Here is a 26,550-nt window from a genome sequence, read left to right as displayed (position 1 = left end):
AGATAAAATGAAAACCAGTAAAACGCATATATTCCTAACAGAATTGTATTTTATGCTACAAGTTCAAACAATTGATGGATGAATTCTTTCTTGTTTTGGACAGACTGGTCCCGTAAATCAATCTGTTCTTTTTTAATCATATGCATAGCCTCTACTCCAGAAAGAATGGATGTAGCTGTGTCAAAACATTTGAACCCTAGCATAGAACGGATTCGTTTCTTTATAAAGCGATGATCTTGTTCTACTATGTTATTCAATTTGTGTTCCCTAACTATTAATATATCAAAAACATATGATGTCCTCTATCCAAAAATTCGAGTTCTACTGCCCGGCCCAATTGATAAAATATTAGGCATTCTAAAATTAGTATTTACAGCATCAATAGTTACCGCTAAAGAAGCTTGTCTTGGATACAAAGAGATAGTTGACCTGTTGAGCTCGAACTTATGAGAAAGAATGAAAGCGAAATCAATATTTTTTTATTTTAGAGATAATACCATATCGCTATCAAGCTAATAAAAAGAAATGCCCCCTAAAATGAAAAAATACGCTATTTTTTCTGTAGAATCATGTCATTATTGACGTTATCTATTGGATTTTTCATAGTTGGAATAATCTTCTCTTTCGTATTACGTGTATTCAAACTATCTGAGGAAAAACTAAAAGAATTAGGTTTCTTAGGATTCACAATTTCAATTGTTACTACCTTCTTAAAGGTGAAAGTGCAAATTATTATTTTCTTAAAGCAGTTGGCGCTAGACAAAAATATATAAGAAATTCACCTGATTCAGTTGAATTTCCTGAATTCTTATTTTCACAATCGTAATAATAAAAACAAGCACTCAGTATTGAGTGCTTGTTTTTCAAGCTGTTGACAAGTTATATATTTCTATATGACTTGTTCCTTTAACTATGTAGTTTTTTATCAACTGTTATATTTGATATAACTAGAGTCATAATAAACCCACTGATCTGTTCCAATTCTTAGCCAACCATTCTTTTCTTCATATATTGTAACTTTTTCGCCTTTACTTGCCTTCCTAACAATAGAGTAGTTTGTACCTGCTCCATTTCGAATATTTACTCCAATACCATCGATTTGAGCCGTTCCAATTACATTTTGAACACTACCAGTTTCAATTACTTGAAGCATGTTTAGAATGAATGATGCTGTTTCACCGCGAGTTGTTGTTCCTTTAGGATCGTATCGATTGTCTCCCTTACCTTTTACAATACCTAATCCATACAATCTTTGTACGTCTTCTTTATAGATAATTTGGTCTTTATCTGCGAATGGTAAGTTTGCAACTGGCCCCCATAGACCTTTATACTGTAAAGCCTTGTTTACAATAATTGCTGATTCTTCTCTTGTAATAGGTGTGTTTGGGTCAAAATAACCGTCACCTCTACCTACAATGATACCTGCACTTGCAGTGCGTTTAATACCATCTTGTAGAGTTGAGTTTGCATCGTTTAGGTCTTTAAATGCAGTATCTCCAGCTGGCAGGTTTAGAGATTTAGAGATTAATTGAGCAAATTCGGCTCTTGTTACCGCTCTATTAGGTGCGAAAACTCCGTTTCCTTCCCCTACCATAATACCCCTTCTATCTAACTCTCGAATAGCTGGCTCATACCAACCTCCTGTAATGTCATCTTTTGGTTGATAAAGATTATTATAATACCCCCCAACACCATTTACGAATGCATCCCATTGCCCATTATTAATCATTTTAGCAGGACAGTTTTTACCACTCCATCTTTGGTGTTTTACAATGTTACTTAACGGTACATCAGTTTCTTTCATTAAATAAGCTACAAGTTTCTTAGCGTTATCTACCGCTTTACTGTAGTTACCGTCGCTGTTAACTGCGATTTCAATTGCAATAGATTCTCTATTACCTGGACCATCACCATCTCCTGCGTGCCATCCGTTCTCGTTTAATGGTAGGTGTTGATAAATCTCTTTATCGTCTACTGTAAAATGCCATGATGCAGCCCGGTCTGTGTTCCCTACTGCTTGGTTATATAGGTATTGGGCGTGGTTTCTAGCACCTGCACCTACACTTGTATTATCAGTCTCATGGATTGTAATGTACTTTGGACTCATGTAGTTTTGAGGACGAATATTATCGTTACCTGCTGGAACAATCCATTCAGTGAATGGAACACCGTTTATTGTACTAGAGATACTAGGTGATGCGGAAGACAGACTACGTTTTGTTCTGTTTGAATTGTTAGGAACAGTTAATGTACCTGTTTCTTCATGAATACCTTCTGAACGTTGAAGACTGTCTGCTTTCTTATTATCGACAGTACCTCCATTACGTCCGTCTACCTCTTCAAAACTAGCTTCAATACTTTTTAAAGCCTGTTCATCTGATGTTTGAAGTTGGTCTGTTTTACCTTGTTCTTGAACGCTTGTAGGTTGCTTATTGTTTACTGATTGTTGTTCCTCTGCAAACGATACCAATGGTGAAGATAATACCGTTAATCCTGCCGTGAATGCTACTACTTTTTTATTAAATTTAATGTTCATTTCTAATTAGGTATATCTCACTATTTTAATAGATACACCTTCCTCCTTGTACTTCTTTTAGTGTGAATAATAGTTTAAATAATGGTTGCCTGAACCTCAAAAATAACGGCTTGATTTTTCATTTCATATGATAAACCGAAATCTATAAGTCCTACTAGATATGTCAGTACTTCAGAAGTATAACACAGCACGGTTGCAAAAATATAATTAAATAACATAAATACCTTTAATGTATAAAACGATTCTGGTGCAAAAATCCCAAGACTCTTGCAAGTAATCCCCTAATCTTGGACATACTGATAGTATGACTCTAAAAAAAGTGCGTGATCAGTATGGAAAAGCAAAATTTATTTAAATGGAAGCATTATCAGCCTGAACTAATCTTATTAACAGTAAGGTGGTACCTACGGTACAATTTGAGCTTCCGTAACCCGGTGGAAATGATGGAGGAAAGAGGATTATCAATTGCTCACACAAATGATCTGCACATCAATTCATCTTTGATATACAGATCATTTGTATGATAATTTTAAAAAATAAGTGCAGAGAATTATATTACATGAATGCTTTTATAAGTGTTGTTACTAATGGAAGTACTCCACCGAAGAATGATAAAACTGCCATTGCGATTGTCATATCATTTCCTCCTCTTTTTTCGTATTAAGATATGATAATTTTGGTTCTGGTGCAAAAATGATTACGTAGATAATCCAACATGAATGTTATATTCTCATGAAAATGAGTTGTTCGGAAATCAATATAAAAATCCGTATTTTTATACTTTGTAAAGATTGAACGTTCGTAATTACTCTCATATTTTCGTGTATATTTTGACAGCATTCGAGGTTTGCACCAGAACCCTTTATCACTTATTAAAGGATCTTTTTTATTTACATAATATAATTACCACCAACTTATATGAGAGGTAGTCTTCAGTGGGACTGGATTCCAACTTTGTTGTATTGTTTGCCATGATTTGACCGTTCCATCTTTACTTTTAATAAATGCTTTAAATTCTATATTTCTTTCAGCTGGCAACACAACATTTCCTCTCCAATCATTACTATGAGAATCATAATATAATTGAATTGGATAATCTTTCGTGTCCCAACTTCCTAATTCAGCACGATTCCCAGTAATATAAACAATATCACCTATTGTTGTAGGAGCATTTGTTACTACAATCGTTTGCATAACAGGAGTCACACCTAATAAATTTTTAAATTTCTCCATTAATGAATTGTTATACATTACATCTTGATACCGAAGTAAAGTAAATCCAGCAAAATTATAATTAAAGGCCATTTCTGCAACTCTTTTATACTCTGCCTCATTTCCTAAACTTAAAGCATTTTCACCATTTAATACAATTCCCTTTTGATTAGCTAATGTTGCAATTTCTTGTACTAATGTTCTAGGCATTGAATATTCGGGATAACTACCTTTGTCTATCATTTCTAGACAAGTAAATGTTACATCTAACTTTGCGCTTTGGAAAGCATCAAGTAAATGGCTATAATTATTATACCCTGCTGGCTTTTCTGCCCCGTGAGGTATAACCGGATTATTATATTGCCAATGTACTCCTGCAATCTTTGCGCCGATTGGTACTTGAAAACTTGGATCAAAAGCATCGTGTGCCAATTCACCAATTAATTTTGTATGCCTTTCTAAAACACCTTGATACCATTCTAAATAGTCTTTTCCATATGAAGAGTTATATCCATTCTTTAGAAACAGTTCCTCATCACTTGGTGGTAAAATTTCTGAAACAGAAGTAAGTTTTGTACCCCACTCTTTGTTCACTTCATTTAAGGAATCATATTTTTTTAATACCCAGGAACGGAATTTTGATTTTGCAAATTCTGTATAGGCTTGAAACTTTCCACGTGATGGATAACTGCTTCCATCAGCAGATGTGTAGGAAGGATATCTCAGCTCTCCAGCTGGTCCCCCAGATAAGTATATCTTTGCGATTACATCTTTATACGGTTTCATAGCTACTGCGAATGCCGTATATAGTTCACCATATTCCTTTTGAATTACATCAGAAGCAAGTGGATTCAATGTTTCTTTATTAACAGTTCCGGTTTCAGATTTAAAGTAAAGACTATCATCATTTTTTTGATTCCAAACCCATGAAGGAATTGGTGTATTACAATCATCGCCAACATTTCCACCACACTGATGTGTAGAAATAATAGGTATCATTTTCATACCTGCATTTCTTACTGATTGAGCAAAACGCTGTGCGTATGAAAAATCAAATTGCTGATCCCCGTTCTTTTCCATATCTCCCCACCAAAAATCAACAGTAATAGCATAAAAACCATTTTGTTTTGCCCACCTTAAATCATTTTCAAATGTCTCCCAATTTGTTACTTCCGGAATCTTTTTTAATGGTGCCATTAAGTAAGCTTTGTAATCCGGATTCATTCCTTTTCCATTTACGGCTGCAAAACTTGCTTGTGGAATTAATAGAGATACAAATAACATCAAGACAGATAAAATGACAATACCATAATATTGAAACTGTTTTTTCATCCCTTTTCTCCTTTTCCCTTTTTTAAATTTATAAAACACTTATGTATCCGTTTTCATTATATACGAAAAAAACGCAATCGTTTGCATGAAATATTGCATAATATTAAGCTAGTATATTAAAGTGTCCTCAAAATGAAAAAATTATTATTTTACAGTCATTTATGAGAATTCGGCTCATTTTTTTGTTTTGGGGAACAACCAATTTCTTAAGTTGATGGGCATGTATGGTGAGGCCAATTAGAGGAGTATGATATATTTGAAAAAGCACCGATATACTTGCGACCAAGTAAAAAAGCGCCTGTAAACAGGGCGCTTCGGACATATATTAGGCTTTAATTAATGACTAATATTAGAATTTGGATATAATGTTGTTCCTCCAATTGAAACTTTAATTTCATTTGTTAATGGAACATTTTGTTCATTAATAATTGTTCTCCACCATTCCCATGCAAGACCTGTACATTCTCTTGCTACGACTTTTATATTTTTTGAATTCGGTGGAAGTGGTATGACTGTATTGAAATGAGCAGTTCTGTCTCTGCCGTTTCCTTCCCAAGTTTTATGGGTTAGTACTTCTTTTCCATTTTGATCATATGAGAATTCATCCCAAGATACATCAAATTGAGCAACATATGCACCGTAATGATCAAGGGTCATTTTCGCACTTGAATATTCTGTAGTTGTAGTCTCAATATAATCTGTATTGTTATGAACAGCAGCAGTTGCATTATCTTTTAAGAAAGTGCTTGTATATGAAATTGGGTATGCTGGATTTTTAGAACTTAATTCTGCATTATCTTTAATGACATTTCGGATTTCATTAAAATCTTTTGAAACAACCTTGTTATGCTCTTTTGCATCTCCGCCTAATACTACAGCGGTAAAGGTACTGTCTTCAAAAATATCTTTGTACTGTCCACTCGCTTCAACGCCTTGCCCCTTAATTAAGGCTTTAAAAGCAGCTTGTACATCTTTGCTCTTAGATGATGTTTCTAATTTCACATAAACTGTTCTACCATAAGCTACATTTGACACCATAACAGGCGGAGCCGCATTACTTACCCCTTTACGAGTTAGCTCATCAAAAGTAACGCTATTATCAAAAAGATCTGATGGATTGTTAGGTAGTTCTGCACTTACGGTATAAAAGATTTGCTTATATGCCGCAACCATCACTTTTTTCTCTCCATCTGCAATCGCTTTAAAATCAATGTTCAGTGAATTGTCAAGATATTTAGCATTAACATTAAGAGCACTTGCTATTTGAGATTTACTATACACCATAGATTCTGTATACTGCATTCTTGCAGGTAACGTATGTGTTTTTGAATATTTTTCATTCCAAGTAGATACTAATTCATCTACTGCTCCAGACACATTACCATATGTAGGATTTTGAACAGTAATTGTATTGTCTTTTCTCATGCCAGGTAAGTCTATACTAATATTCAAAGGTTTTCTCTTAGCCACTAATAAACTAGGTTGATTATCTGCAAAAGCTTTATTTGCAAGTTGTACTGCTCCTGGATAAGTACGATTAGCCACAGAATCAATAATCGAAATATCGACTGGTGAAGTTGTAAGTGATTTTTTCTCACGTTCAACTACTACAAATTTACCATTTGAATTTGTACTTTCTTTCGGAACAAAACTCTCTACTTTATCCCCATTTACTGCTAAAACCTCTTGATTATTATACTTAAGATTTCCTATGCCAGTATCAATGTTAATAGCTTTTTTTGTTGCATCAGCTGAATTACTTGTTTTTATTTCAGCGAAGGAAATAGAAGAATAATTAATAGTGCATAAGCCAATTGATAAACATGCTAATAATTTGATTCCTTTAACACTTTTTATAATTTTCAAAAAATTCAACCCCTTCCTTTTTTTCGTATTAAGGTATGATAATTATTTATAAATAATTGCTAAATAGTGAACTTACATAAATGCTTTTAAAAGTTCTTGAACTAATGGAAGTGCTCCACCTACAAATTTTAAAATTGCCATTGCGATTGTCATATTATTTCCTCCTCTTTTGTTGTTGCTAAGATGTGATTTATCTTTATGCTTTCATTATAGTAAGTACTTATATATATATCAACACATTCTGATATGCAATATTGCATCTTAAAACCATGTTTTATGCTGTTATAATAGAATAGGTAAATTCTACAGCATTTTTCGATATACTGAAAAGCTAATGAGCATGAGAGTTCCATTAGGTAAAAAGGGAAAAGAATGTTTATCATTCTTTTCCCTTTTTGTATTTTCATGCACCTCACATATCTATCGTAAGGGAGTACTTGTATACGATTTTTTACTACATTCCTTTTCTTGGTTCTGTTGCAAAGTTTCCGAAGACATAAAGAGATGGGGAATATTGCGGACCAGTTTTATGAAACTATTAATAATTCGTGTAATGCGTTATACGTCGAAAAAACGAAGTTTAGTTGAAGACTTCGCTTTTGTTTGTATATGGCATAGACAGTTTCTATACCTTTAATAGTACGTGAGGCATGGTGAAGACTTTGAAAGGATAAGGAAAGGGAAATTCGACGTTTCACATGTCGATGATCTTACTCGGTGATATTATTGAGGTACTTTATTGTACGATGAAAGGTATTTTTGTAAAGACATATCTCCTTATGCGGAAGCTAAAGAAGGAGATTTGTCGTCAGAACCGTTGGTTCTCCAAAAGTTCGAGCTAGTCTTTTCATAAAAGCATATGCTGCTTGTTTGTCTCGTTTTTGACGAAGTTGAATATCAAGTGTTTGTCCCTCTTTATCAATTGCTCGATATAAATGACACCAATTTCCTTTAATTTTGATATAGGTTTCATCCAAACGCCAAGATAACAATGTGTTTTTGTTTTTCTTCTTCCAAATTTGATAGATAAGATTTCCACATTCATGAACCCAGCGCATGATAGTTGTTGTATGAATAGAAATACCACGTTCTTTGAGAATTTTAGACACATCGCGATAGCTTAAAGAAAAACGACAGTTGTAGCCCACAGCTACCAAAATAATATCTTTCTTAAACTGTTTCCCTTTAAAATATCGTATTTGTGATTCCCCTTACTCTTTTTTCTAGACTGTAGTCTCATTTAGAAAACTTTGCAACAGAACGAATTTTATAACGCACTTAAAACAGAAAAAAGGAACCCGTTACGGATTCCTTTTTTTCTTTACAAACCTTTTTCAATTACCAAGGAAAATCAAATCATTTTTTCATTAAATTTTATTACTTTATTTAAGTCTACCATAACCTGCAAAGTGCTGTTGATTATAAGAACTGTTTAAATTAGAATATTCAATACCTTTATCACCAGCATGGATCATTCTTCCATCTCCAACAACAATACCAATATGGGAGATACCATTTTTATATGTATTCTTAAAGAACACTAAGTCTCCTGGTTGCGGATTGCTAATTTTTTGAGCAGAGTTATAGAAACCTGCAGCATCTTGTCTAGCTACTTTATATACATAGGAAATAAATCCGCTGCAATCAAATCCACTTGGAGTTGCTCCACCCCATACATAAGGTACACCAAGATATTTCTTTGCTTCAGCTACATATTTGTTAACAGATATCCAATGTCCATTTTCATCAAATGATTCTTGTTGGCCACCAATGGTAACTTGACCTGTTACCATTGCGCCGCCTTGATTGGCATCTAAGTAATACCATTGATTATTTTCTTGAAACCAACCTGTTTTCATTGAACCATCCGTACTTCCATCCAGATAGTACCATTTATCATTATCCTTTACCCAATCCATCTTCATCACACCAATTTTTATTCGTATTTTAGATTCAACTGCATTTCAACTCCCAGATGTATTCTCATCGGTTTATCCAGGTGCAGCCATACAGCTGGGATAAAAATTCAACTTGAGTATGATTTGTTAAGTGGACAGTTCCTACATATTCATACAGGCCCAGGTAAACAACATGATCGCACTTACGGCTCTCTGTGTGCCCCAACTGTGACAGCGAATGATTTATGTATCCGAGATTTAGGTTATTTTCATTTAAAAGACCTTCAATATATACAAGATAAAGGGGCCTACTATATCTCTCGTATCAAATCAAATACACGTATTTATCAAAAAAATCCTAGCCCTGATTATTTTCAAGATGGAAGAATTAAGAAAGGTACAGAGTATATACAATTAGATATGGAAACGTTAATGAACTCTCTTCAGCCAGGACAAGCATATGAAATAACCGACGCTTATATAGGAATGACTGATAAAGTACCAACTCGTGTAATTGTTCATCGACTAACAAAAGAACAACAAGAAAAGCGATTACAAGATCAAACTCTAAGAGAAAAAAAGAAAGGAATGAAATATTCTCCTCGTAGCAAACGACTCAGTGGTATCAATGTATATATGACAAACACCCCTACAGATATTGTCCCGATGGGACAGGTACATGACTGGTATTCTTTGCGTTGGCAAATCGAAATTTTATTTAAAACGTGGAAGTCATTCTTTCAAATTCATTATTGTAAAAAGATAAAACCAGAACGATTGGAGTGCCATTTATATGGTCAATTGATTGCCATTCTACTCTGTTCTTCTATCATGTTTCAAATGCGCCAATTGCTCCTCATGAAGAAAAAACGAGAGCTTAGTGAGTATAAAGCCATATATATGATTAAAGACTATTTTCTTCTTCTATTCCAAACTATACAAAAAAACACCCAAGAGCTATCAAAGGTGTTACTTCGCCTGTTCAATCTCCTACAGCAAAATGGGCGGAAATCTCATCGATATGAGAAAAAAACGGTCTTTGATATATTAGGTGTCATTTACAATTGTACCCTGTCCGATAATCAAGCCGCTTAATTCAAAAAAGTGAAACCCGTTAGGGTTTCTTTCGTATGCAAATCTTTCAATCACCTACACTTGTCCTCTAGGAAAAAGAAACAATCTCGTCTAAAATTGACTTTGCATAAGCTTAGCTTGATAGCGATGTGACGCTACCCCTAATTAATTTTTTGTTGCTCCTGTATCAATTCTCTACTTTCTTTATTCTGTTCCCACAACAAAAAACAAATGAAAATAGTATTAATTACACCTATTAATCCGTAACTCCATAAAGGTACTTTAATAGTTTCATACCAAATTAAATTTATAAAATACATCCCGATCGTTATTAATAAAGAATTAACAATAAAAGTAAAAATAATTTTATTATTTATAAAAAACTTATCCAATTTACCAACAGAAATAATTAAAGCAGAAGTACTAGCCATAGTTAAAGACATAATAGCAATTGAACGCAAACTTTGTTTATCTTGAAACACGTTTGGAGAAGAAACAATTTCATTAACCAAATTAACAATATAATAAAATCCAGTTAAATAAATTGAAACAACTAAAAATGAAATAGGAACCCATTTACAAAATAAAAAAAATGGTTTTGTATAAACCTTTTGTCTTGCTTCCCTTATAGATTCTCCAATAGGCATAATAATCATAATTAGAGCAATCAAATATAAATCGTGTACAGGTAACTCTCCTTTAAAAATATCAATTAAAAAACTAAAAGCATCTTTTATATTATTTATCATTAAAACGCCCCAACCTTTCATTATGTATTAATCGCATTATCCATATTATAACAAAAATGCACCTTAACGTATTGTGTATCGCATTTTGCTGGTACTTCAGGTGGGGTTTTGGCACATTCCTTGCGGAACTTTTAGCCCTATATAGAGAAAGTAAGAAGGTATAGACTGGAATGAAGCGAGGGACTATCCTCTTTCCTTAGACCTAAAACATGAAAGTAAACTAATAAATATAAGTTTACTTTCAGTTTCATCAATAAGAAAAACCACAGCAATCGCTGTGGTTTTGACCAAAACTATATTGTAAATGCTCATAGTATTGTATGTTGGATTTTAATTGTAAGTTCCAATGTAAACTAATAGATAGAAGTTTACTTTCATTATCATTAAAAAACATAAAAAAGCCGACCTTTAATCGATCCGTTTTTTTATGTTTCTTTTGTCTAAAATTACAGAAATAATAAGCAAGACGGTTAATATAATAATTACATTCAAATCACTTTCATCTTTTAGAAAAAATGAATACAAAATATAAATCACCAATAATACTCCACAAATCAAATTTGAAATTTTATGCAATAAAATCTCCCCCTGAAAAAAATCATATATTTCCAATTTTAACATAAATAGGTTGTTTGATTGCAAAATTCCATAATTGATTTCAATGTAAACTTTTTAATATTAGTTTACATTCAAATCTTTGGTTTTATTAAATTCATTACAACTTACTCATTTTCCCCAAAACCACTGACAAAAGTATATATTCAAAACACGATAAAACAAGGAATAAATAACCAACTAATAAATATATTTTTTTCTGAAAATTTATACTATAATTAATCTGTACAAAGGTTGGTATCCTTTTACTTCTAATATTGTATTGATTTATATGTAGTACCCTACTACTTAAATATGGATCTACAAACAAAAAGAACTAGTATGATACTAGTTCTTTTTGTTTGTTTAGAATAAATAAAATTTTAAAGACACATGAATATTCATGTTACCATATATTATGACACTCAATTTTGTTTATACCATACAACAAAATCAAACTAATCCCTTATCTATAATAGATAAGGGATTAATTTGTATAAATAATTTTTATTTAACAATTTTAATCCTGTCCAAAGATTAAAAACCATATTAAAAGTTTACATAACCCCACTTATCGGTATTCAATGTATCTAGAAAAAACCCCTTCAGCTTACTTGCTGAAGGGGTTTCGTATTTACATAATTCCCGTTATTGGAAGTTAATTAGATCCGTCTTATAAAATAAAATACTAAAGACGATAAAGCAATAGGAATACCTATTAACAAGAAGTCAGATATAATATATCCCATAGAGATTCCTATACGGAAGAAAGAATAATAGAAAACTCCTAACAATGTGAATAAAGGGATTCCCACGATTAATTCATAACTTCTTTTTATTATTCTATAAAAAAATTCTCCTACTACACAACCTATAAGAGCAGGAATACTTCCATATATGATAAAAAAAATAATGGATAACCAAATAGGGCCCCATGTCTCTGTAGAATGGGGTTCTTTTATATACCCTGAAATACTAATAAAAGCTGAGAAAAATATCAAACAGGCTAAATAACTGACAAAAAATTTTTTCAATGTAATCATCCCCACGATTTTCTAATCTTACCTTTAGTATATGATAGATAGAATGTGAAATGAATATTGTATATAAGTCAAGTTGACATAACGTCTCATTATCGGTACTGAAAAAGGATCTTCGATTGAAGATCCTTTTGTGCTGCTTATTGAACAATTGCGCCCTTTAATTGAGTTACAAAGTCAAAATAACTTTGACATATAATACTCATTATAATAAGTTCTATCTACCATAAGAGAATTTCTTTTTGTGCCTTCTATTTCAAATCCGCTCTTTTTATATAGAGCTAAACCTGCTTCATTTTTAGTAACCACTGTGAGTTCCAATCGTGAAATGTGATTACTTTTCGCCCACTCTTCTACGTGTTGGAATAAAGCTGTTCCAATCCCTTGTCCTCTGTTTTGCTCTAAAATTCCAACAACAATGTAAACAGAGTGTTTATTCCTCTTTACACTTCCGCCAATAGCAATCAAATAACCTATTAAATTCCCTTCTTGTTCTGCAACAAAGATTGTTGAATTGTTTTGCTGTCCAAGACTATCTATATGTTTTCGTTGCTGTTCAGAAGTAGTTTTTCTTTCTCCAGCTTCCATAAGCATAAAATTTGATTTAGCTTCTACTTCTGTAATTAAATTTAAAAAATTCTCTGCATCCTCAATTTTTATCTCTCTAATTAACATAAAATGTCCCTTCTTTCTTCTACAGTCCTACCATTTAACTTAATCATAATTATTTCAATATTTCATGATTTGAGCAATGATTTTATTCTAGAATCTGGCCCTTTAGTTGAAGAAGATCCGAAAGGGTTAAATGCATATTCTATACAAATCTAGTTCACATAACGTCCTATTATTGGTAGCAAGGACATAGTGGCCCTACTCTTACAAGGGATCCACCTTTTTCTTTTTCTATGACTCTATTCATTTTTTTATACATTCCTATCCTGGCGTGGGTTTTTGGGTTCTTGTTTGTTACTGGATTAGCCGAAAAACTGTATAAAATCTTGTATGCTCTTAGCGTGGTTTTTTCCGAAATGTTAGCGGTATCCCTAATAACATTTATTATCCGTCAATCCGAAGAACAAAAAGAAATTGTAGGAATTCCTACAATTTCTTTTTAGGTTAATGATAACAGGGGCAAACTAAATTATTTCAATAGACACAATAGGGAAACTACCTAAGTAGTAGTTGTAATTTCATTATATAACAAATATTAACAATCAAAGATTATAATTTTGGAAATTATGTGAATTATGAAAAATGAACAGTTTATTATGTTTTTATTCCTAAAAAATCCATTTTTTTTTGTATAAATCACTTTAAATCAACATCGATATGATAATATATTAGTAAAATATAGGTAAATGAAGAAGAATGTTGTAGCATTATTCTTATAGAAAGACATATATTTATATTTAGGATTAATTAACTATAAGAAAATGAATTTCATATTATTAAGAACTATAATTCTTGGATATACGTAAAGAACTGACGTACAAAAGAAGACCCCTTACTGTTGCTTTGAAATAAAGTTTGATTAAAATGCATGGGTTGATTTTTTTGAGCTATTTATTTTCGTTATTAAGTTTGACAAGCAAATAGTGAAGATTAGCTCCCTGTTCAGTATTATTTACATTTACTACATAAAATTTCGTTTGCTATCTTAGCTAATACTTTATCTAATTGTCCAACAGGCATATTTTTGTCTTCGGATAATACTAAAGAAACTGCAAATCGTTCACCACGTTCAATTATTTTACCACATTGTGAACATACTAAATTTACATCTTTAAAATGATTTATTAATGTATCTAACATATTATTTATTCCTCCTGCTTAATTGTTTAATATAAAAATATATAAATATCGTTATTTTCATTATACAAAATTAAAAAGAAAAGATGGAGTAAAATTCCAATTCACACCATCTTTAACAACAACTTTTTTCAAAACGTCGCGACTTTATTATAAACATCGCATCTTTTTTCAAAACATCGTGACTTTATTTCAAACCAACAGTTCCTTATCATACAAAGAACCGGGTAAAAGATATCCTAAATTATGTCTAACTGTACACAATTTCTTTTTAATCATGTACTTGCATAGAAAGATAATAAATTCCCTTATTGGTTACGAAGACATATTCTTCATAACTACAAGCATAATAGGCTCCTATATCTAATTTTACCCAATAAACTGCTCCAATCCCTTGTTCAAATGTATTCAATAACTGTTCTATTATAAACTCCTTCGGTGTTAATCCTTTCAAATCATATCCACTGGGTATTGTTCCGAACCAATACTCTTCACTATCAGGGAATTCACAAGAAAGGAAATCCTGCTGCCATTCATTCAACTGTATAAGTTCTATTGTGTCGTCACTAGTAGCTCTTATATCCTTTTTTATAAGCTCACATATATCTTCTTTTGTATTTTCTGATAAAAGATATAGTCTATAATCATTACCTACGCCATCATATTCATTAACCTTAGCAAAATCACTTAATATTCTATTAATCTTTTCCATGTCTAAGCTCCTTCATCAATAATTAGGAAATAGTTCCAACATTATTATAGCAAGGTGCTACACGCTTCCCTATAGATATGTTTTATATTTGGCGGTACGCCTTATTTACAATGTTTTGAATGTAAATAAATAGGTATTGGTTTACATTCGATTTTTTTAAGGTAAAAGGCTGAATAATTAAGAAAAGTGCATTTAATAAGTTACTATAATTTACATTTGAGTTAAAATAAGAGTGGTTGAAACTGGGGTCTCACTTATGTTTAGAAACAGAAATTAGAAAACATACAAATGGGAGGATACAATGATAAACCAAAAAAAGTTAGAAATGGCTTTTAAAAGATATAGCAAAAATTTTGTGGATGGAATCAAATTTGAAGATGTTAAAGATGAATATAATGTTAGTAGAAGAGAGAATGAGGAAATCGTTGAGCAAAATGAAACAGATAAAGATCACATACTATTAATAAATCTAAACCAAATTTCTTCATATCACTTGTCACTATGGAAAAACGATGTATTGATCAGCGGTGGAAACAATGTAGAAGGATTAAAGAACATGCAGAAGGTCTTATTTTACCAGTGCATGGGACAGGATCTCTATACAATCAGGTATCCTGGGATGATGTTGGAATATTCGTTTAGAGAAGTCGTCCTCACATTAGTTCATTTTGCAATGTATGGATGGGAGAAAGAAGAAAATATATTATATGATTTTATGGCTCATCACTTCGGTGGACATTTAATAAATGCCAATGAAAAGGATAGACATATTTGGTTTTTGCTAGAGCTGTACTTGCAGTATAAAAATAAAACCATCATGGGAACGAATGAAAAATTGCATCTAGCCTTGATAAATAAGTTTAAGGAAGCTGAGCTACGATGCGACTTAATCCCTGAAGACCTGAACATTTATGATGAAGTGCTGGGACGTTGGTCGACTGGTGATTTAGAAGAAATAGAACATCTAATTTCGATAATGTCTCAGTATCATTCTGCATTAGCTTCTGAAATCGGACAGCTAGGTGAAGAATTTTGTGATTTCGGATTCGGATTTTATCCTTATGAAATCTTATTCTTGATCCATGTAAGGAAACAACTAGGGTTGCCAGTACCTACTCAAATCGATAATTTTCTGATGAATACTCCAGAAGCGAAAATGGTATTTGGAGAACGTGAGCCATACCCTGAATGGGACCCCGTGCTTCAGATGATCGATCAATTTTATCGTAAAAACTACCCGGAATATATTCCTAACAAGCATGGAGAATTATTTCAATAAAAGGGAGGAAGCTAATATGCCTGATCAAGGGATAGCGCAGATTATATTTCCTGATAGCAAGGATTTGGAAACATTTTTGAAGGAACAAGGAAGTTATGACTTACATGAAGACCTATTAAAATATGGATTGACGACGAAACAGTTTTTATACGTTGACTATAAAGGTGAGCAATACCAAGAAATTGTCAATTTTATTCTTGATTACGAATTTGCCCACCAAATTGAATTAGCAACACAAGAAGAACTCGAGAAATTAGAAGCATTTAATTATGAATTTTTACCTGAAAAGATTAAGGAGGCCAACAAAATACTGTCACCAAAGGGGTATGGACTATTTACATATCCAAATTCGGGCGACTTCTTCGCACTATTCATTGTAAAAATAGAGACTATAACAAAATTGCTGCAAGAAGAAGTGCTGCTCGATGATAGAATCCCTTTTCAAGAAAGGTGTATCAAGTATTATAGATAGACCGGTTCTGGTGCAAAAACCCCAAGACAATTGCAATTTAGGGTATCGCCAGCATTTTGGAAAAAAACCACGCTAAGCAAAAAATACAATAAGCTGTCCATATGGACAGCTTATTTACATAATTATCGTTAGCGCAAGTCATTTTAAAATTCTATGTGCCGATTTTTTCTTTGCCCTTGCGGATAAACCACCACATCAAAGCTACAAGTAGTATGAGGATCGGTATTCCCTGAATAAAGAGAAATCCTCCCCAAAAATCAAGTTCAGTACTATATGGAGAGTCTGTTGCCATCACACCTATAAATAAAGCCACTGGAATTGTGCATAGATTTACCCCTAAACTGACCACTATGAATGTTAGATTTTTATCCTTAGTTTTTGGTGAATCAGAATTGAAGAATGAGAATACTGCAATGCCGATTATAAAATACAGTATTACATAAAGCTGATTAAGATATCCCATAATATTCCTCCGTTATCCTAATTGTACCATTAGCAAGGACAATTCTGTGTAAATTTGGATGTATAGGATATTCATATAAAGTTAACATAACACAACATTATTGATAGCGAGAAAAAAGTGGATCCCTCCTCTAAAAAGGCATCCACCTATTCATTATATGCTTCTATACTTTTCTTGTTTTCTTTGCTAGTGCAAACTTCAAAAAAGCTGCAAGTAGTATGAGGAGCGGTATTCCCTGAATGAAGAGAAATCCTCCCCAAAAATCAAGTGCAGTACTATCTGGAGGGGCTGTTGCCATCCCGCCTATAAAAAAAGCCATTGGACTTGTGAGTAGATTTATCCCTAAACAGACCATTATCAATGATAGGTTTTTAGCCTTAATTTTTGGTGAACCAGACTTAAAAAATAAGAATATTGCAGTGCCGAATATAAGAAACAGTGTTACATAAAAGATTACCATAATATCCCTCCATGACTTTAATTGTACCATCAGCAAAGACAAATTTGAACAAATAGGATATTTATGTAAGTCAAATATAGTGTCTCATTATCAGTAGCAAGAAAAAAGCGAATCCCTACTCTCACAAGGAATCCACTCTTTCTTTTTCTAAAACTCTATTTTTATACGTTCCTACCCTGGCTGGCGGTTCCTCTTCTTGTCCTTACCAAAACTTCCACCACGGCTTTTTCTCCTCTTTTGTAGCTGCTACTTAGGGGTACCATCAGAATTTCGAAAAAACCCACGTTAAGCAAAAAATACAATAAGCTGCCCATACGGACGGCTTATTTACATAAAATTCGTTATCAGAAGTTGAAAAAGAAATTTATTATTCTTCTAATAAATCAGGATCGTACCAAACATCTTCATAATCTCCTGCAATCAAAAATCTCCAACCTGGAGCTAGTCCAAGATATTTTTTTATACTTGGTGCCCATTCGTCAAGGTGTTCAACGTGTAAAGGTAAGAAAAAATTATCATCTTGTGACAATTCTTCACCAGCCCAAATAAACCAACCTGTAGTTCCATCTTCGGGATGATGACGAAGACCATTTATGGGGATAATGCCATCTCTTACGTTAGATGAAATGCCTAATTTCATAGTAGGCTGTATTTCTAGATAATTTGCTTTATATTTTTGACATAATGTTTTTTGTTCTTTTATCAAATTAGATTGATTGCTCATATTAGTTCTCCTTTTTAAATACCGCTTTATATATTTAATTTAAACATATAAAGCGGTATTTGTTTATGAATATTCTATACATGTGAGGTTAACATAACGTCCTATTATCGGTAGCAAGGAAAAAGGCGGATCCCTACTCTCACAAGGAATCCGCCTTTTTCTTTTTCTATGATTCTATGCAATTCCTACTATGGCGCTCCTTCCGGCCTCCCCATAGTTCCCTATGTCTTCCGATTTTTTGTATAAAATCTTGTATACTCTTAGCTTAGGGTTTTTCCGAAATGTTAGTGATACCCCAGGTATAAATTTAGAAGGGTATGTATACTTTAAGCGATTTAAAATTTGATATACTAAAAGAAAAAATTAGGATGATAAGGCTATGCCAACAAAAGAGTTCCAAGACACAGTACAGCATTTTTCTTCTTTCTTATTAGATAAAGGTAGAAAACCTTCCACAATTAAACGATATGCCTATGATATTGAATATTTTGGTCAATGGTTGCAAGAATCTAAAAAGCTTCCATTACACAATATATGGACGACACTTCATACAGAGGATTATGAAGAGTATTTTAATGATTTAAAGATGCAACGAAATTACTCGGATAAAACGTTACATCGTGTTTATATTGTACTAAGTAGACTTTATCAATATTTAGACCTACCTAACCCAATAGAAGATATGAATTTTGTAATTCAGCCTAATCGTGCGTTACGAGATGAAGACTTTATTTCTAAAGCGGAAGAAAAAAGATTAAAGTACATGTTAACCTCATTAGAAGGGTTAACAGAAAAACAAAGCTCCGTTCGTCCAGTACTTATGGATCGTAACATTGCTGTTGTGCATTTACTCATTAATAATGGATTGTCCTTACAAGAACTTGTAGGTTTACAGATGAAGCACGTTCATTTTGAAAACAACACGATCTCAGTACCAAGAATAGTGGGTATAGAGAGAACGATTGTTTTAAGTGAAGGTGATAAAAAGCGCTTATATAATTATAACAAAAGTATTCCTGAACCTGTTCGTCCAAGGTACCATAGTGATGATCCACTATTCGTTGCATTTGATTTTACTCGAAAAACTTATCATTGGTCATATGACAACGATGCTCCAAAAGCCTTAACAGAAATTGCTGTTCAAAAAATGATTCGACTTGAAGTTGAAAGAGCGAATATAAGAAAAGGAATTTCAGCACAACATCTACGGAATACATTCATTTTACGGCTAATTGAAAATGGAGTTTTAGAGGGAGAAATTATAAAACAGGTAGGTTTTAAATCTAAGCTTTCGTTAAAAAGATATTATGATTACATCGATTAAAAATAACGGAGGAAGATTATTTGAAGAAGAATAAAGAACAAAATTCATATTATATAAGAGAATATACTTTGCGGGATAAAAGTATAAAATCCATTAAAGTGGAACCCTGGCGTTCGTTTAAAGAGGAAATGAAGGTGCTTGGTATTAATGACAGTGACATTTTTCAAATTCAACTGATCGAAAAGCGAGTGTGAATTAAAAACCTTGATAATATCAAATAAACATAAAAAAAGAGTCCTTTATTATTAGGACTCTTTTTTTATAGTCTAATTGCAAACCCCTTGTTTATTTTGAATAAATAACTTTAAATAAACATCTACATAATAATTAATTAGTGAAAATATAAGTATAGGTAAATAGTGAAGAATATAGTATTCTTATAGAAATAAATATACATACAATCAACAATAATTTATATATATAAAATGAAGGTATAGTTATGTCCACCTATAAACTATAAAAACAGACATTTGTTAACTATTTCTATTTTCGTTCGTTGTGTTCGTTTGTTTTGTGAAATCTAATCACATCCTCTTAAAAGAGCTGTTACGTTTGTAGCGGTTTCTTTTGTTATAATGAGATAAAGGGGAGATGAATTGTGTTAGAAGAAAAAGAATTGCTACATTATCTAATAAACGCTACTGATTACATAGGAAATCCATCAGAAATAAACAAAGCACCAGGCATTAAAGATAAACTCATTGAACAAGGCTATTTAGAGGATGTAGACGAGATAAAGTTTACAGAAAAAGCTATAGACTTACTAAATAACTTTTATGAAAAGCACGCTTCTCATGTGTTGGAAGTACTTAAGATGTTGAGATTACCATTATACGAAGTATCGTTTGATGAAATATGTTATTGGATGGTAATGGAAGATCAAATGTATTGTGTTAAGTATCTTCTCAAAAGGTTAGATGAAGACGGAAAGATTCAACTTGATAAAAGTAATAATTGGGGTACACCTATGAAGTACTAGTAGATAAATGATTAAGAATCTATTTAGAACGTTTTTTCACATTTTAAGAAGGACAAGTATATATTGGGGAATAGGACAATCTAACCGCTATTTTATTCAATACACACACTCTTTCACATTGAGAGTATCCAAACGGGTGCTTTTTTCGTTGTTACATAAAAATTACACATTAAACATATATTTATACGCATTGTTACTACAAGCGGAAATAAAAGTAAGCTTATAACCTATTTTTACACATATCTCGGCTGTACCTCTTGGAGAGATCAAGAAATTGCTCAAAGCAATGTTATTGTGTTTGGAATAGGGATGCTTTTATTATTATTTATAGTGATTTTTAATAGACGTAATCTTGGTAATTTCAGATAGGGGTAGCAGTATGGGGGAAAAGAAATTTATAAACTATGAGAAAGACCCAGAGTATTTAAACGACTATGTAGCATTTACAAGTAAAAAGTTTGGAAAAACCTATTATTTGACTACAGACGTTAAGGGGTACACAGAGTATGAATTGGAAGCGTATATTGTAGAACTGGAAGCATATAAGAAAAAGAGAAGAAAGAAAAATTGGATATACTTTGGTTGTTTTGTATTGTTTTGCATAGTCTTGTCAGTAATAGAGGGGTATCAAACCGGTGAACTAGTTGCGAAAGGTAAGCCAATAGAAGCACCTGTTCTTGGGAGACATGTTGAGAACGAGTATCTTATCTTTGAACGCCCTACTTTAGAATTGATTGTTGATGATAAAGTTAAAAAGTTATGGGTAGGGCAAGAGTTGTATGACAGTATAATTGTCATGGATAAGGTGAAGGTAATTGAATATAAAGGTGAGATTAAGTTAGACCCTAGATACAAAGGTGAAGACTTAATTATAAGGTTTATTAAAAAGGAAAAAGAAGTAGGAGAGTAAAATAAAAAAAGGTGTGGTATTAGTATGGAGATGAAAGATAAGGGGCAAGAAATTAAATGAAAAGAATAAAACGATAAGCCTTTAGCTTTTGGTTTTATTCTTTTCATTGTACTCAGGTGTTTTTGCTCAAATCCCCGAGATGGGGGAATTAGCTATAAATCTATAATTTTTCATTTCAAAAATAAAAATTATAATTATTTGAAATATTTCAATTGAAATGTATATGTTTTGACATAATCATTTTTAAAAGACGTTAAAATCCTTTGTTTATAAGGATTTTTTAATAATCCGCTTGCTATTCCCCCATTTCGAGGGGATGGGCAAAGAAACCCAACACTGGATTTTAATACAATAAATGTGGCGAATAAAAATGTTGTAAGGGAAAACATTTGGTCTAAGCAAAAAAATAATGAGCTGTCCATATGGACAGCTCATTTATATAATTCTCGTTATTGGAAGTCAATGTTTCTGAGAATCTATAAAGTTCTAGCGCTTATTTTCAATCAATTTCTCCAGTTCCTTTAAATACATTTCCATTCTCTGTTCTAGAATATCCTTATTTCCCATTTGCTGTTCAACCTTATAACTTAAATCCTCTTGTTTTAACAGCATATAATGTTCATGAATTTCTAATAAGATCCACAAAAGATATTCATCAATTAGTCTTTTATATAGAGAGTGATCATTGCCTGCATACCCTTTAACAAAACCCTCTGCTATTCTGTTTAATACGTCTACACTGTTATCATAACCCCTATCTATATATCTTGGAGCGTTGGAATAAGAAGGGAGAAGAAGTTTATAACAAAAGTAAAAGTAACCAGCATACTTTACATCAAAATCTAATCTAGGATATGGATCAATAATAGAAACATTATCCTGGTGGAATACTATATTCTCAGGGGTAACATCTTGATTAACCAAAGATATCTTTTGTATCCTTTTTCTTCGGATAGACATGATATTCTGTATTTTTAATTCAACCTTTTTCCGATTGAATGTTAACTCTGAGTTACTTAGCTTTTCTAATGCTTTAAGATAAAAATCATTATCTTGCTCCCATTTTTCTTGAATATCTAATGCTTCCTTACCCTCTATATTGTTTTCGTTCCATACTAAATTTCCATACCCCTTCAGCATAGTATCCCTATCGTGCATCCCTTTGTAAAATTTTCCCAACAACTGCCCTAAGTATAATGATTTGTTATAGTCTAAGCTATGTAACGGTAAACTACTTCCCATAAAGCTTTCTGCATTAAATATTATTTCTTCATCAATGAAATATTTAAATTCGGTGGGGCATATTCTCCAAATACACTTGTTGGCTTGGTTATAATATGTTTTAGATGATTCATATTCTGTAAGAAGGTGTTGTCTGGTGTAAGTTTGAAGCTGGTTATATGCTTTCTCTTTTTTAATCCTTATGACAAAATCTTGATTTGAAAAGGTCTTTATTCTATAAACTTCATGCCATGCACCTTCTCCAATATGTATGAACTCTTTCAAATCATTTATCATTAATTGTTTTATAATATAATCAATTTTTTTGTTAGTTAACTTTTGCATACGGTATTTTCACCTCCAGAAAGATTTCCAAATAATTCAATTTTATCACAACTTCAATTTCTTCGTATGTATATCCTATGCATGTGAGGTTGACATAACGTCTCATTATCGGGATTCAATGTATTTAGAAGACTATTAAAAAGCCCTCCAGATTTTTTAACTGGTGTTGATTTGGAATAAAGTTCAATTATAATCGTGCTACAAATGTTGATTTTACAATAGAAGAAACCCATCCATTTTGAAAAAAGATTAATCAAAATGAGTGGGTATAATTTTGTGGAGGAGTTATTTTTTATAAAAAAGTTTGATTATTTCTATAATCCATATGTCACTAAAACCCCTGTTGATCAAAGAAGAATGGAACTATCTCCACCATTCTTTAACAGTAATTTTATGTGATTTCTCATTTTTATCTATAATCTCTACAAGACAATCATATTTTTCTAGTTTAGCACCAGAAACACGAATGTACGGATTTTCTAAATTAAAACCTATGCTTGCTGTTGCAGAAAAAACATTGTCTAAGGGGATATTTTCACCTTTTAGAAGACGTTCGAAGTCTTTCAATAAATCATCTAAAGACTCCTTTATTACTGGAATTTCAAAAGCTTTGGGTTTAATATTTCTTTCTAAAATATCTATAACAATATTATCTATATTTTTCTTTTTAGCAATATTATATAAATGTTCAATAACATATCCGTTTTCTCTATAATTCATTAAGCTTAAATAGCTATGAACAGTATTATGTCCTATACTCTTTAATAATTTTAACCTAGCCATTTTAGCACCTCCTGTACTATTTTGTTTAAAATATATTATAAGTAACATTCTACAGTTATCCTGCTCCATTCGTTCAATAAAAAAGATGAAATGAAATCCCTTCTCCACTTAGCTAAGTTATTTCATCGCATCTTTTTTAGAAACGTCGCAACTTTATTCAGAACATCGCATCTTTCTTATAAACATCGTGACTTTATTATAAAACTACAACTGGAGGGCTTTCGTATTCATATAATTATCGTTATCGACAGTTATACAAAAAGATATATAGGGGTAGCACCCCTTGGTCATCAACCTAAGATTTTAAATTATCCCCATGCCCATCAACTTAAGAATTTTATAACACCCCAAAACAAAAAAATCGTACATTTTCACATGAAGATGTCAATTTTCTCGTTTTGGGGGCATCTGCATTTCTTAGCTTGATAGCGATGTGGCAAGCCCCCCCACTGTACACATTTTCTTTTTAATCATGTACTTGCATAGAAAGATAATAAATTCCCTTATTGGTTACGAGGACATATTCTTCATAACTACAAGCATAATAGGCTCCTATATCTAATTTTACCGAATAAACTGCTCCAATCCCTTGTTCAAATGTATTCAATAACTGTTCTATTATAAACTCCTTCGGTGTTAATCCTTTCAAATCATATCCACTGGGTATTGTTCCGAACCAATACTCTTCACCTTCAGGAAATTCACAAGAAAGGAAATCCTGCTGCCATTCATTCAACTGTATAAGTTCTATTGTGTCGTCACTAGTAGCTTTTATATAATTTTTTATAAGCTCACATATATCTTCTTTTGTATTTTCTGATAAAAGATATAGTCTATAATCATTACCTACGCCATCATATTCATTAACCTTAGCAAAATCACTTAATATTCTATTAATCTTTTCCATGTCTAAGCTCCTTCATCAATAATTAGGAAATAACTCCAACATTATTATAGCAAGGTGCTACACGCTTCCCTATGGATATGTTTTATATTTGGCGGTACGCCTTATTTACAATGTTTTGAATGTATACTTTTCTTGCTGATTTTGAGGATATTAGGCGGATTGGGGTAAAGTCAATGTTTTCGGTAGTTTGAATGTAAACTAATGGGTAAAAGTTTACATTCGTTTTTAAAAACATTTACAACTAAATTTGTAATGAATTGAACAATATAGACATACTTGTAAATTATGGTTTTAATATTCAAAATTAACAAAAATTAGAGTATAATAAAAATGTGATGGTTATCACTTATGTTTACTCCTTGTGCTGAAGATAAGATCGTATTCTCCGATCTTATCTTTTTTTGTTTGTAGAAATTTAATGCAAAAAAATAGAATCCTTATTATAAGGATTCTGTAACAGGAAATAACAAAATATAAACAATAAAAAGAATTACTTATATTATAGTTTACATAGTAATAATATAATATAAGTAATTTTTTACATTAGTCCAGCGTGTGGGTGGGACCCCTTATCAAAATTATATTATGGAATTTAATCCCAGAGTGACCCCTCATACCCAGAATCGTTTCCGTATCCCTACTAGGGGTACAGCCGAGATAGCCCTTTAATTTTAATTCTCTATTAATCGTGTAATTTACTTAAGAACTCTATGAAAGTATTAGCAACAAAAAATACATTTTCTCTTGCGACTTCCTCTGCTTCTCCTGCCGTAATCCCTTCGCTCTCCATCAGCGCTTCCTTTTCCCATGCATCTTCATGTTCCCAAAAGACAACAATTGGATTCTCTTCATGATTTTTATAATCAAAACAGATTAAATTTCCTGCTGGATCGATTCCAAAGGGAACTACATCTTTAGGTAAGGTAGCACGATAGTTATTATAATCTCTTACAATATAATCACTACTCTCCTCATCAAAAGAAAGTAATGAACCAAAGACTCTTTCTATTCCTTCAACATCAAAACAATATGGTATTACATTAGCCCCATGATTTACCTTTGCACACTCGATATAATCTTTGGGAAACTTGATTCCCAGTGATTGACCTATTTTTTCCACAAATTCTTCCGTAACCAAATCATCCGCATACTTCCATTCTAAATTCTTCATCTAATTCCGCCTCCCCATAATCTATTTCCACCTAAATGATTCACACTATGAACTTCTTTTATTACTAATTGCATTTTTCCTGGTATTTGATGATGATGCCATACCAATCCATCTATTCTAGGCAAACTAGGCTTCACCATACATGCCTATCAACTTAAGAATTCAGAATTACCCCAAAACGAACAAATGAGTTTTTTTGTTACAAGTTAGCACAAAGTTTCGTTCTGGGGATACTATAAAATTTTAGCTTGATAGCGATGTGGCGGGACCTCTATATAAGGATTAATTTTATTTTTTAGTTGGAATTATTTCGTTTTCCCTTAAGCGTCTTTACTATATTAATGAAGAAAATTAGTCCACAGAAAAAGAATGAAAATGGGTGTAACCATGCTCTAAAATTAACCAAAGTTACAATAATCATTATTACACAAGCTATAAAGCCTATAATATCAATACTAAAAGATAGTTTCCCTTTTATTGTTTTCATTTATAGAATTTCCTCTCCAGATACAATTTTAATTTAAAATTCTCTATATAATAATAACACGGAACTTTAATTTTCAACCATTTTTAACATTTAATTACTTTCTGGGGTACCGCCACACATCCATCAACTTAACGTATATTTTTATACAAAATGCGGTCTTTCCACGTAGTTTTTTATTATCTTTTATAGATGTTATAAAAGTA

The 26,550-nt window shown here is 32.1% G+C and carries 21 protein-coding genes and 9 pseudogenes; 9 read left to right on the top strand and 21 right to left on the bottom strand.

The features are described from left to right. Window positions 1–50 precede the first annotated feature (50 nt). Window positions 51–263 (bottom strand): annotated as a pseudogene (locus MR065_RS24520) (DDE-type integrase/transposase/recombinase); the annotation flags it as partial. A gap of 303 nt (window positions 264–566) precedes the next feature. On the opposite strand from MR065_RS24520, the pseudogene MR065_RS24515 reads away from it, so the two are divergent. Next, window positions 567–725, top strand: a pseudogene (locus tag MR065_RS24515) (epimerase); the annotation flags it as partial. A 200-nt stretch (window positions 726–925) separates the two neighbouring features. Here MR065_RS24515 and MR065_RS24510 read toward each other — a convergent pair. Then, window positions 926–2,536 carry an S-layer homology domain-containing protein gene (locus tag MR065_RS24510; RefSeq protein ID WP_242215372.1) on the bottom strand — a complete coding sequence of 537 codons (1,611 nt, stop codon included), beginning with the start codon at window positions 2,534–2,536 and terminating at the stop codon, window positions 926–928. A 332-nt stretch (window positions 2,537–2,868) separates the two neighbouring features. Here MR065_RS24510 and MR065_RS24505 point away from each other — a divergent pair. Beyond that, window positions 2,869–3,012, top strand: a pseudogene (locus tag MR065_RS24505) (IS6 family transposase); the annotation flags it as partial. Between the two features lie 427 nt (window positions 3,013–3,439). Here MR065_RS24505 and MR065_RS24500 read toward each other — a convergent pair. The 6 genes and pseudogenes from MR065_RS24500 to MR065_RS24480 form a co-directional block, all read right to left on the bottom strand. Then, window positions 3,440–5,080 (bottom strand): family 14 glycosylhydrolase, encoded by a 1,641-nt coding sequence (locus MR065_RS24500; RefSeq protein ID WP_242215371.1) that lies wholly within the window; start codon window positions 5,078–5,080, stop codon window positions 3,440–3,442. A gap of 336 nt (window positions 5,081–5,416) precedes the next feature. Beyond that, window positions 5,417–6,955: a thiol-activated cytolysin family protein gene (locus MR065_RS24495; RefSeq protein ID WP_242215370.1), complete on the bottom strand. Its 1,539-nt coding sequence runs from the start codon at window positions 6,953–6,955 to the stop codon at window positions 5,417–5,419. Between the two features lie 63 nt (window positions 6,956–7,018). Next, window positions 7,019–7,206 (bottom strand): annotated as a pseudogene (locus MR065_RS27640) (hypothetical protein). A gap of 267 nt (window positions 7,207–7,473) precedes the next feature. Further along, a pseudogene (locus MR065_RS24490) lies at window positions 7,474–8,145 on the bottom strand (IS6 family transposase). 183 nt (window positions 8,146–8,328) lie between these two features. Beyond that, window positions 8,329–8,649 (bottom strand): annotated as a pseudogene (locus MR065_RS24485) (C40 family peptidase); the annotation flags it as partial. Between the two features lie 102 nt (window positions 8,650–8,751). Further along, a pseudogene (locus MR065_RS24480) lies at window positions 8,752–8,865 on the bottom strand (3D domain-containing protein); the annotation flags it as partial. Window positions 8,866–8,881: 16 nt separating this feature from the next. On the opposite strand from MR065_RS24480, the pseudogene MR065_RS24475 reads away from it, so the two are divergent. After that, window positions 8,882–9,939: pseudogene (locus MR065_RS24475) on the top strand (IS4 family transposase); the annotation flags it as partial. A 140-nt stretch (window positions 9,940–10,079) separates the two neighbouring features. Here the strand turns inward: MR065_RS24475 and MR065_RS24470 are convergent. The 5 genes from MR065_RS24470 to MR065_RS24450 all read right to left on the bottom strand — a co-directional run bounded on the left by MR065_RS24470 (window position 10,080) and on the right by MR065_RS24450 (window position 14,822). Next, window positions 10,080–10,667 (bottom strand): hypothetical protein, encoded by a 588-nt coding sequence (locus tag MR065_RS24470; protein ID WP_242215369.1) that lies wholly within the window; start codon window positions 10,665–10,667, stop codon window positions 10,080–10,082. Window positions 10,668–11,923: 1,256 nt separating this feature from the next. Continuing rightward, the gene (locus tag MR065_RS24465; RefSeq protein WP_242215368.1) at window positions 11,924–12,295 is read right to left on the bottom strand and encodes a hypothetical protein; all 372 of its coding nucleotides are present in this window, start codon (window positions 12,293–12,295) and stop codon (window positions 11,924–11,926) included. Window positions 12,296–12,478: 183 nt separating this feature from the next. Then, complete coding sequence (locus tag MR065_RS24460; protein WP_242215367.1) at window positions 12,479–12,976, bottom strand: GNAT family N-acetyltransferase; 498 nt, start codon at window positions 12,974–12,976, stop codon at window positions 12,479–12,481. A gap of 945 nt (window positions 12,977–13,921) precedes the next feature. After that, window positions 13,922–14,113, bottom strand: a complete 192-nt coding sequence (locus MR065_RS24455) for a hypothetical protein (protein ID WP_242215366.1) — start codon at window positions 14,111–14,113, stop codon at window positions 13,922–13,924. A gap of 268 nt (window positions 14,114–14,381) precedes the next feature. Continuing rightward, window positions 14,382–14,822 carry a hypothetical protein gene (locus MR065_RS24450; protein WP_242215365.1) on the bottom strand — a complete coding sequence of 147 codons (441 nt, stop codon included), beginning with the start codon at window positions 14,820–14,822 and terminating at the stop codon, window positions 14,382–14,384. Between the two features lie 301 nt (window positions 14,823–15,123). Here MR065_RS24450 and MR065_RS24445 point away from each other — a divergent pair, with 301 nt between their 5' ends. Then, window positions 15,124–16,101: a hypothetical protein gene (locus MR065_RS24445; RefSeq protein WP_242215364.1), complete on the top strand. Its 978-nt coding sequence runs from the start codon at window positions 15,124–15,126 to the stop codon at window positions 16,099–16,101. Window positions 16,102–16,117: 16 nt separating this feature from the next. Further along, the gene (locus MR065_RS24440; protein ID WP_071745743.1) at window positions 16,118–16,573 is read left to right on the top strand and encodes a DUF6630 family protein; all 456 of its coding nucleotides are present in this window, start codon (window positions 16,118–16,120) and stop codon (window positions 16,571–16,573) included. A gap of 151 nt (window positions 16,574–16,724) precedes the next feature. Here MR065_RS24440 and MR065_RS24435 read toward each other — a convergent pair whose 3' ends face one another. The 3 genes and pseudogenes from MR065_RS24435 to MR065_RS24425 all read right to left on the bottom strand — a co-directional run. Next, window positions 16,725–17,036 carry a hypothetical protein gene (locus MR065_RS24435; RefSeq protein WP_242215363.1) on the bottom strand — a complete coding sequence of 104 codons (312 nt, stop codon included), beginning with the start codon at window positions 17,034–17,036 and terminating at the stop codon, window positions 16,725–16,727. Between the two features lie 163 nt (window positions 17,037–17,199). Then, window positions 17,200–17,496, bottom strand: a complete 297-nt coding sequence (locus tag MR065_RS24430) for a hypothetical protein (protein ID WP_242215362.1) — start codon at window positions 17,494–17,496, stop codon at window positions 17,200–17,202. A 370-nt stretch (window positions 17,497–17,866) separates the two neighbouring features. Next, a pseudogene (locus MR065_RS24425) lies at window positions 17,867–18,220 on the bottom strand (immunity protein Imm33 domain-containing protein); the annotation flags it as partial. Between the two features lie 379 nt (window positions 18,221–18,599). Between MR065_RS24425 and MR065_RS24420 the strand changes: the two are divergent. The 4 genes from MR065_RS24420 (at window position 18,600) to MR065_RS24405 (ending at window position 21,433) form a co-directional block, all read left to right on the top strand. Then, window positions 18,600–19,544 carry a tyrosine-type recombinase/integrase gene (locus MR065_RS24420; RefSeq protein ID WP_242215361.1) on the top strand — a complete coding sequence of 315 codons (945 nt, stop codon included), beginning with the start codon at window positions 18,600–18,602 and terminating at the stop codon, window positions 19,542–19,544. A gap of 20 nt (window positions 19,545–19,564) precedes the next feature. Continuing rightward, a complete protein-coding gene (locus MR065_RS24415) occupies window positions 19,565–19,738 on the top strand; it encodes a hypothetical protein (RefSeq protein ID WP_242215360.1) in 174 nt (57 codons plus the stop codon). A gap of 404 nt (window positions 19,739–20,142) precedes the next feature. Continuing rightward, on the top strand, window positions 20,143–20,523 hold the full coding sequence (locus tag MR065_RS24410) for a hypothetical protein (protein ID WP_215551100.1): 381 nt from the start codon (window positions 20,143–20,145) through the stop codon (window positions 20,521–20,523). Between the two features lie 379 nt (window positions 20,524–20,902). Further along, window positions 20,903–21,433 carry a hypothetical protein gene (locus MR065_RS24405; RefSeq protein WP_071744279.1) on the top strand — a complete coding sequence of 177 codons (531 nt, stop codon included), beginning with the start codon at window positions 20,903–20,905 and terminating at the stop codon, window positions 21,431–21,433. Window positions 21,434–21,919: 486 nt separating this feature from the next. Here the strand turns inward: MR065_RS24405 and MR065_RS24400 are convergent, their stop codons facing one another. The 5 genes from MR065_RS24400 to MR065_RS24380 all read right to left on the bottom strand — a co-directional run bounded on the left by MR065_RS24400 (window position 21,920) and on the right by MR065_RS24380 (window position 25,985). Next, a complete protein-coding gene (locus MR065_RS24400) occupies window positions 21,920–22,999 on the bottom strand; it encodes a hypothetical protein (RefSeq protein ID WP_242215359.1) in 1,080 nt (359 codons plus the stop codon). Between the two features lie 363 nt (window positions 23,000–23,362). Next, a complete protein-coding gene (locus MR065_RS24395) occupies window positions 23,363–23,782 on the bottom strand; it encodes a hypothetical protein (protein ID WP_242215358.1) in 420 nt (139 codons plus the stop codon). Between the two features lie 466 nt (window positions 23,783–24,248). Continuing rightward, on the bottom strand, window positions 24,249–24,689 hold the full coding sequence (locus MR065_RS24390; RefSeq protein WP_215551097.1) for a hypothetical protein: 441 nt from the start codon (window positions 24,687–24,689) through the stop codon (window positions 24,249–24,251). Between the two features lie 682 nt (window positions 24,690–25,371). After that, complete coding sequence (locus tag MR065_RS24385) at window positions 25,372–25,860, bottom strand: SMI1/KNR4 family protein (protein WP_242215357.1); 489 nt, start codon at window positions 25,858–25,860, stop codon at window positions 25,372–25,374. Then, window positions 25,857–25,985: an HNH endonuclease gene (locus MR065_RS24380; protein ID WP_232290929.1), complete on the bottom strand. Its 129-nt coding sequence runs from the start codon at window positions 25,983–25,985 to the stop codon at window positions 25,857–25,859. The genes MR065_RS24385 and MR065_RS24380 overlap by 4 nt, the downstream gene beginning before the upstream one ends. Between the last annotated feature and the right edge of the window lie 565 nt (window positions 25,986–26,550).

The sequence above is a fragment of the Bacillus cereus group sp. BfR-BA-01383 genome (assembly GCF_022663495.1).
GTDB classification, from domain to species: Bacteria; Bacillota; Bacilli; order Bacillales; family Bacillaceae_G; genus Bacillus_A; species Bacillus_A cereus_AU.
Note: the sequence above shows the minus strand (reverse complement) of the source record. Positions and strands in the feature narration are given on the sequence as shown.

Bases quoted from the DNA above. Each gene is read 5' to 3' on its own strand.
- MR065_RS24445 (WP_242215364.1), top strand. From the start codon at position 15,124: ATGATAAACCAAAAAAAGTTAGAAATGGCTTTTAAAAGATATAGCAAA.
- MR065_RS24395 (WP_242215358.1), bottom strand. From the start codon at position 23,782: ATGGCTAGGTTAAAATTATTAAAGAGTATAGGACATAATACTGTTCAT.
- MR065_RS24510 (WP_242215372.1), bottom strand. From the start codon at position 2,536: ATGAACATTAAATTTAATAAAAAAGTAGTAGCATTCACGGCAGGATTA.
- MR065_RS24400 (WP_242215359.1), bottom strand. From the start codon at position 22,999: ATGCAAAAGTTAACTAACAAAAAAATTGATTATATTATAAAACAATTA.
- MR065_RS24385 (WP_242215357.1), bottom strand. From the start codon at position 25,860: ATGAAGAATTTAGAATGGAAGTATGCGGATGATTTGGTTACGGAAGAA.
- MR065_RS24500 (WP_242215371.1), bottom strand. From the start codon at position 5,080: ATGAAAAAACAGTTTCAATATTATGGTATTGTCATTTTATCTGTCTTG.
- MR065_RS24420 (WP_242215361.1), top strand. From the start codon at position 18,600: ATGCCAACAAAAGAGTTCCAAGACACAGTACAGCATTTTTCTTCTTTC.
- MR065_RS24440 (WP_071745743.1), top strand. From the start codon at position 16,118: ATGCCTGATCAAGGGATAGCGCAGATTATATTTCCTGATAGCAAGGAT.
- MR065_RS24405 (WP_071744279.1), top strand. From the start codon at position 20,903: ATGGGGGAAAAGAAATTTATAAACTATGAGAAAGACCCAGAGTATTTA.
- MR065_RS24430 (WP_242215362.1), bottom strand. From the start codon at position 17,496: ATGGTAATCTTTTATGTAACACTGTTTCTTATATTCGGCACTGCAATA.
- MR065_RS24450 (WP_242215365.1), bottom strand. From the start codon at position 14,822: ATGGAAAAGATTAATAGAATATTAAGTGATTTTGCTAAGGTTAATGAA.
- MR065_RS24460 (WP_242215367.1), bottom strand. From the start codon at position 12,976: ATGTTAATTAGAGAGATAAAAATTGAGGATGCAGAGAATTTTTTAAAT.
- MR065_RS24390 (WP_215551097.1), bottom strand. From the start codon at position 24,689: ATGGAAAAGATTAATAGAATATTAAGTGATTTTGCTAAGGTTAATGAA.
- MR065_RS24455 (WP_242215366.1), bottom strand. From the start codon at position 14,113: ATGTTAGATACATTAATAAATCATTTTAAAGATGTAAATTTAGTATGT.
- MR065_RS24435 (WP_242215363.1), bottom strand. From the start codon at position 17,036: ATGGGATATCTTAATCAGCTTTATGTAATACTGTATTTTATAATCGGC.
- MR065_RS24470 (WP_242215369.1), bottom strand. From the start codon at position 10,667: ATGATAAATAATATAAAAGATGCTTTTAGTTTTTTAATTGATATTTTT.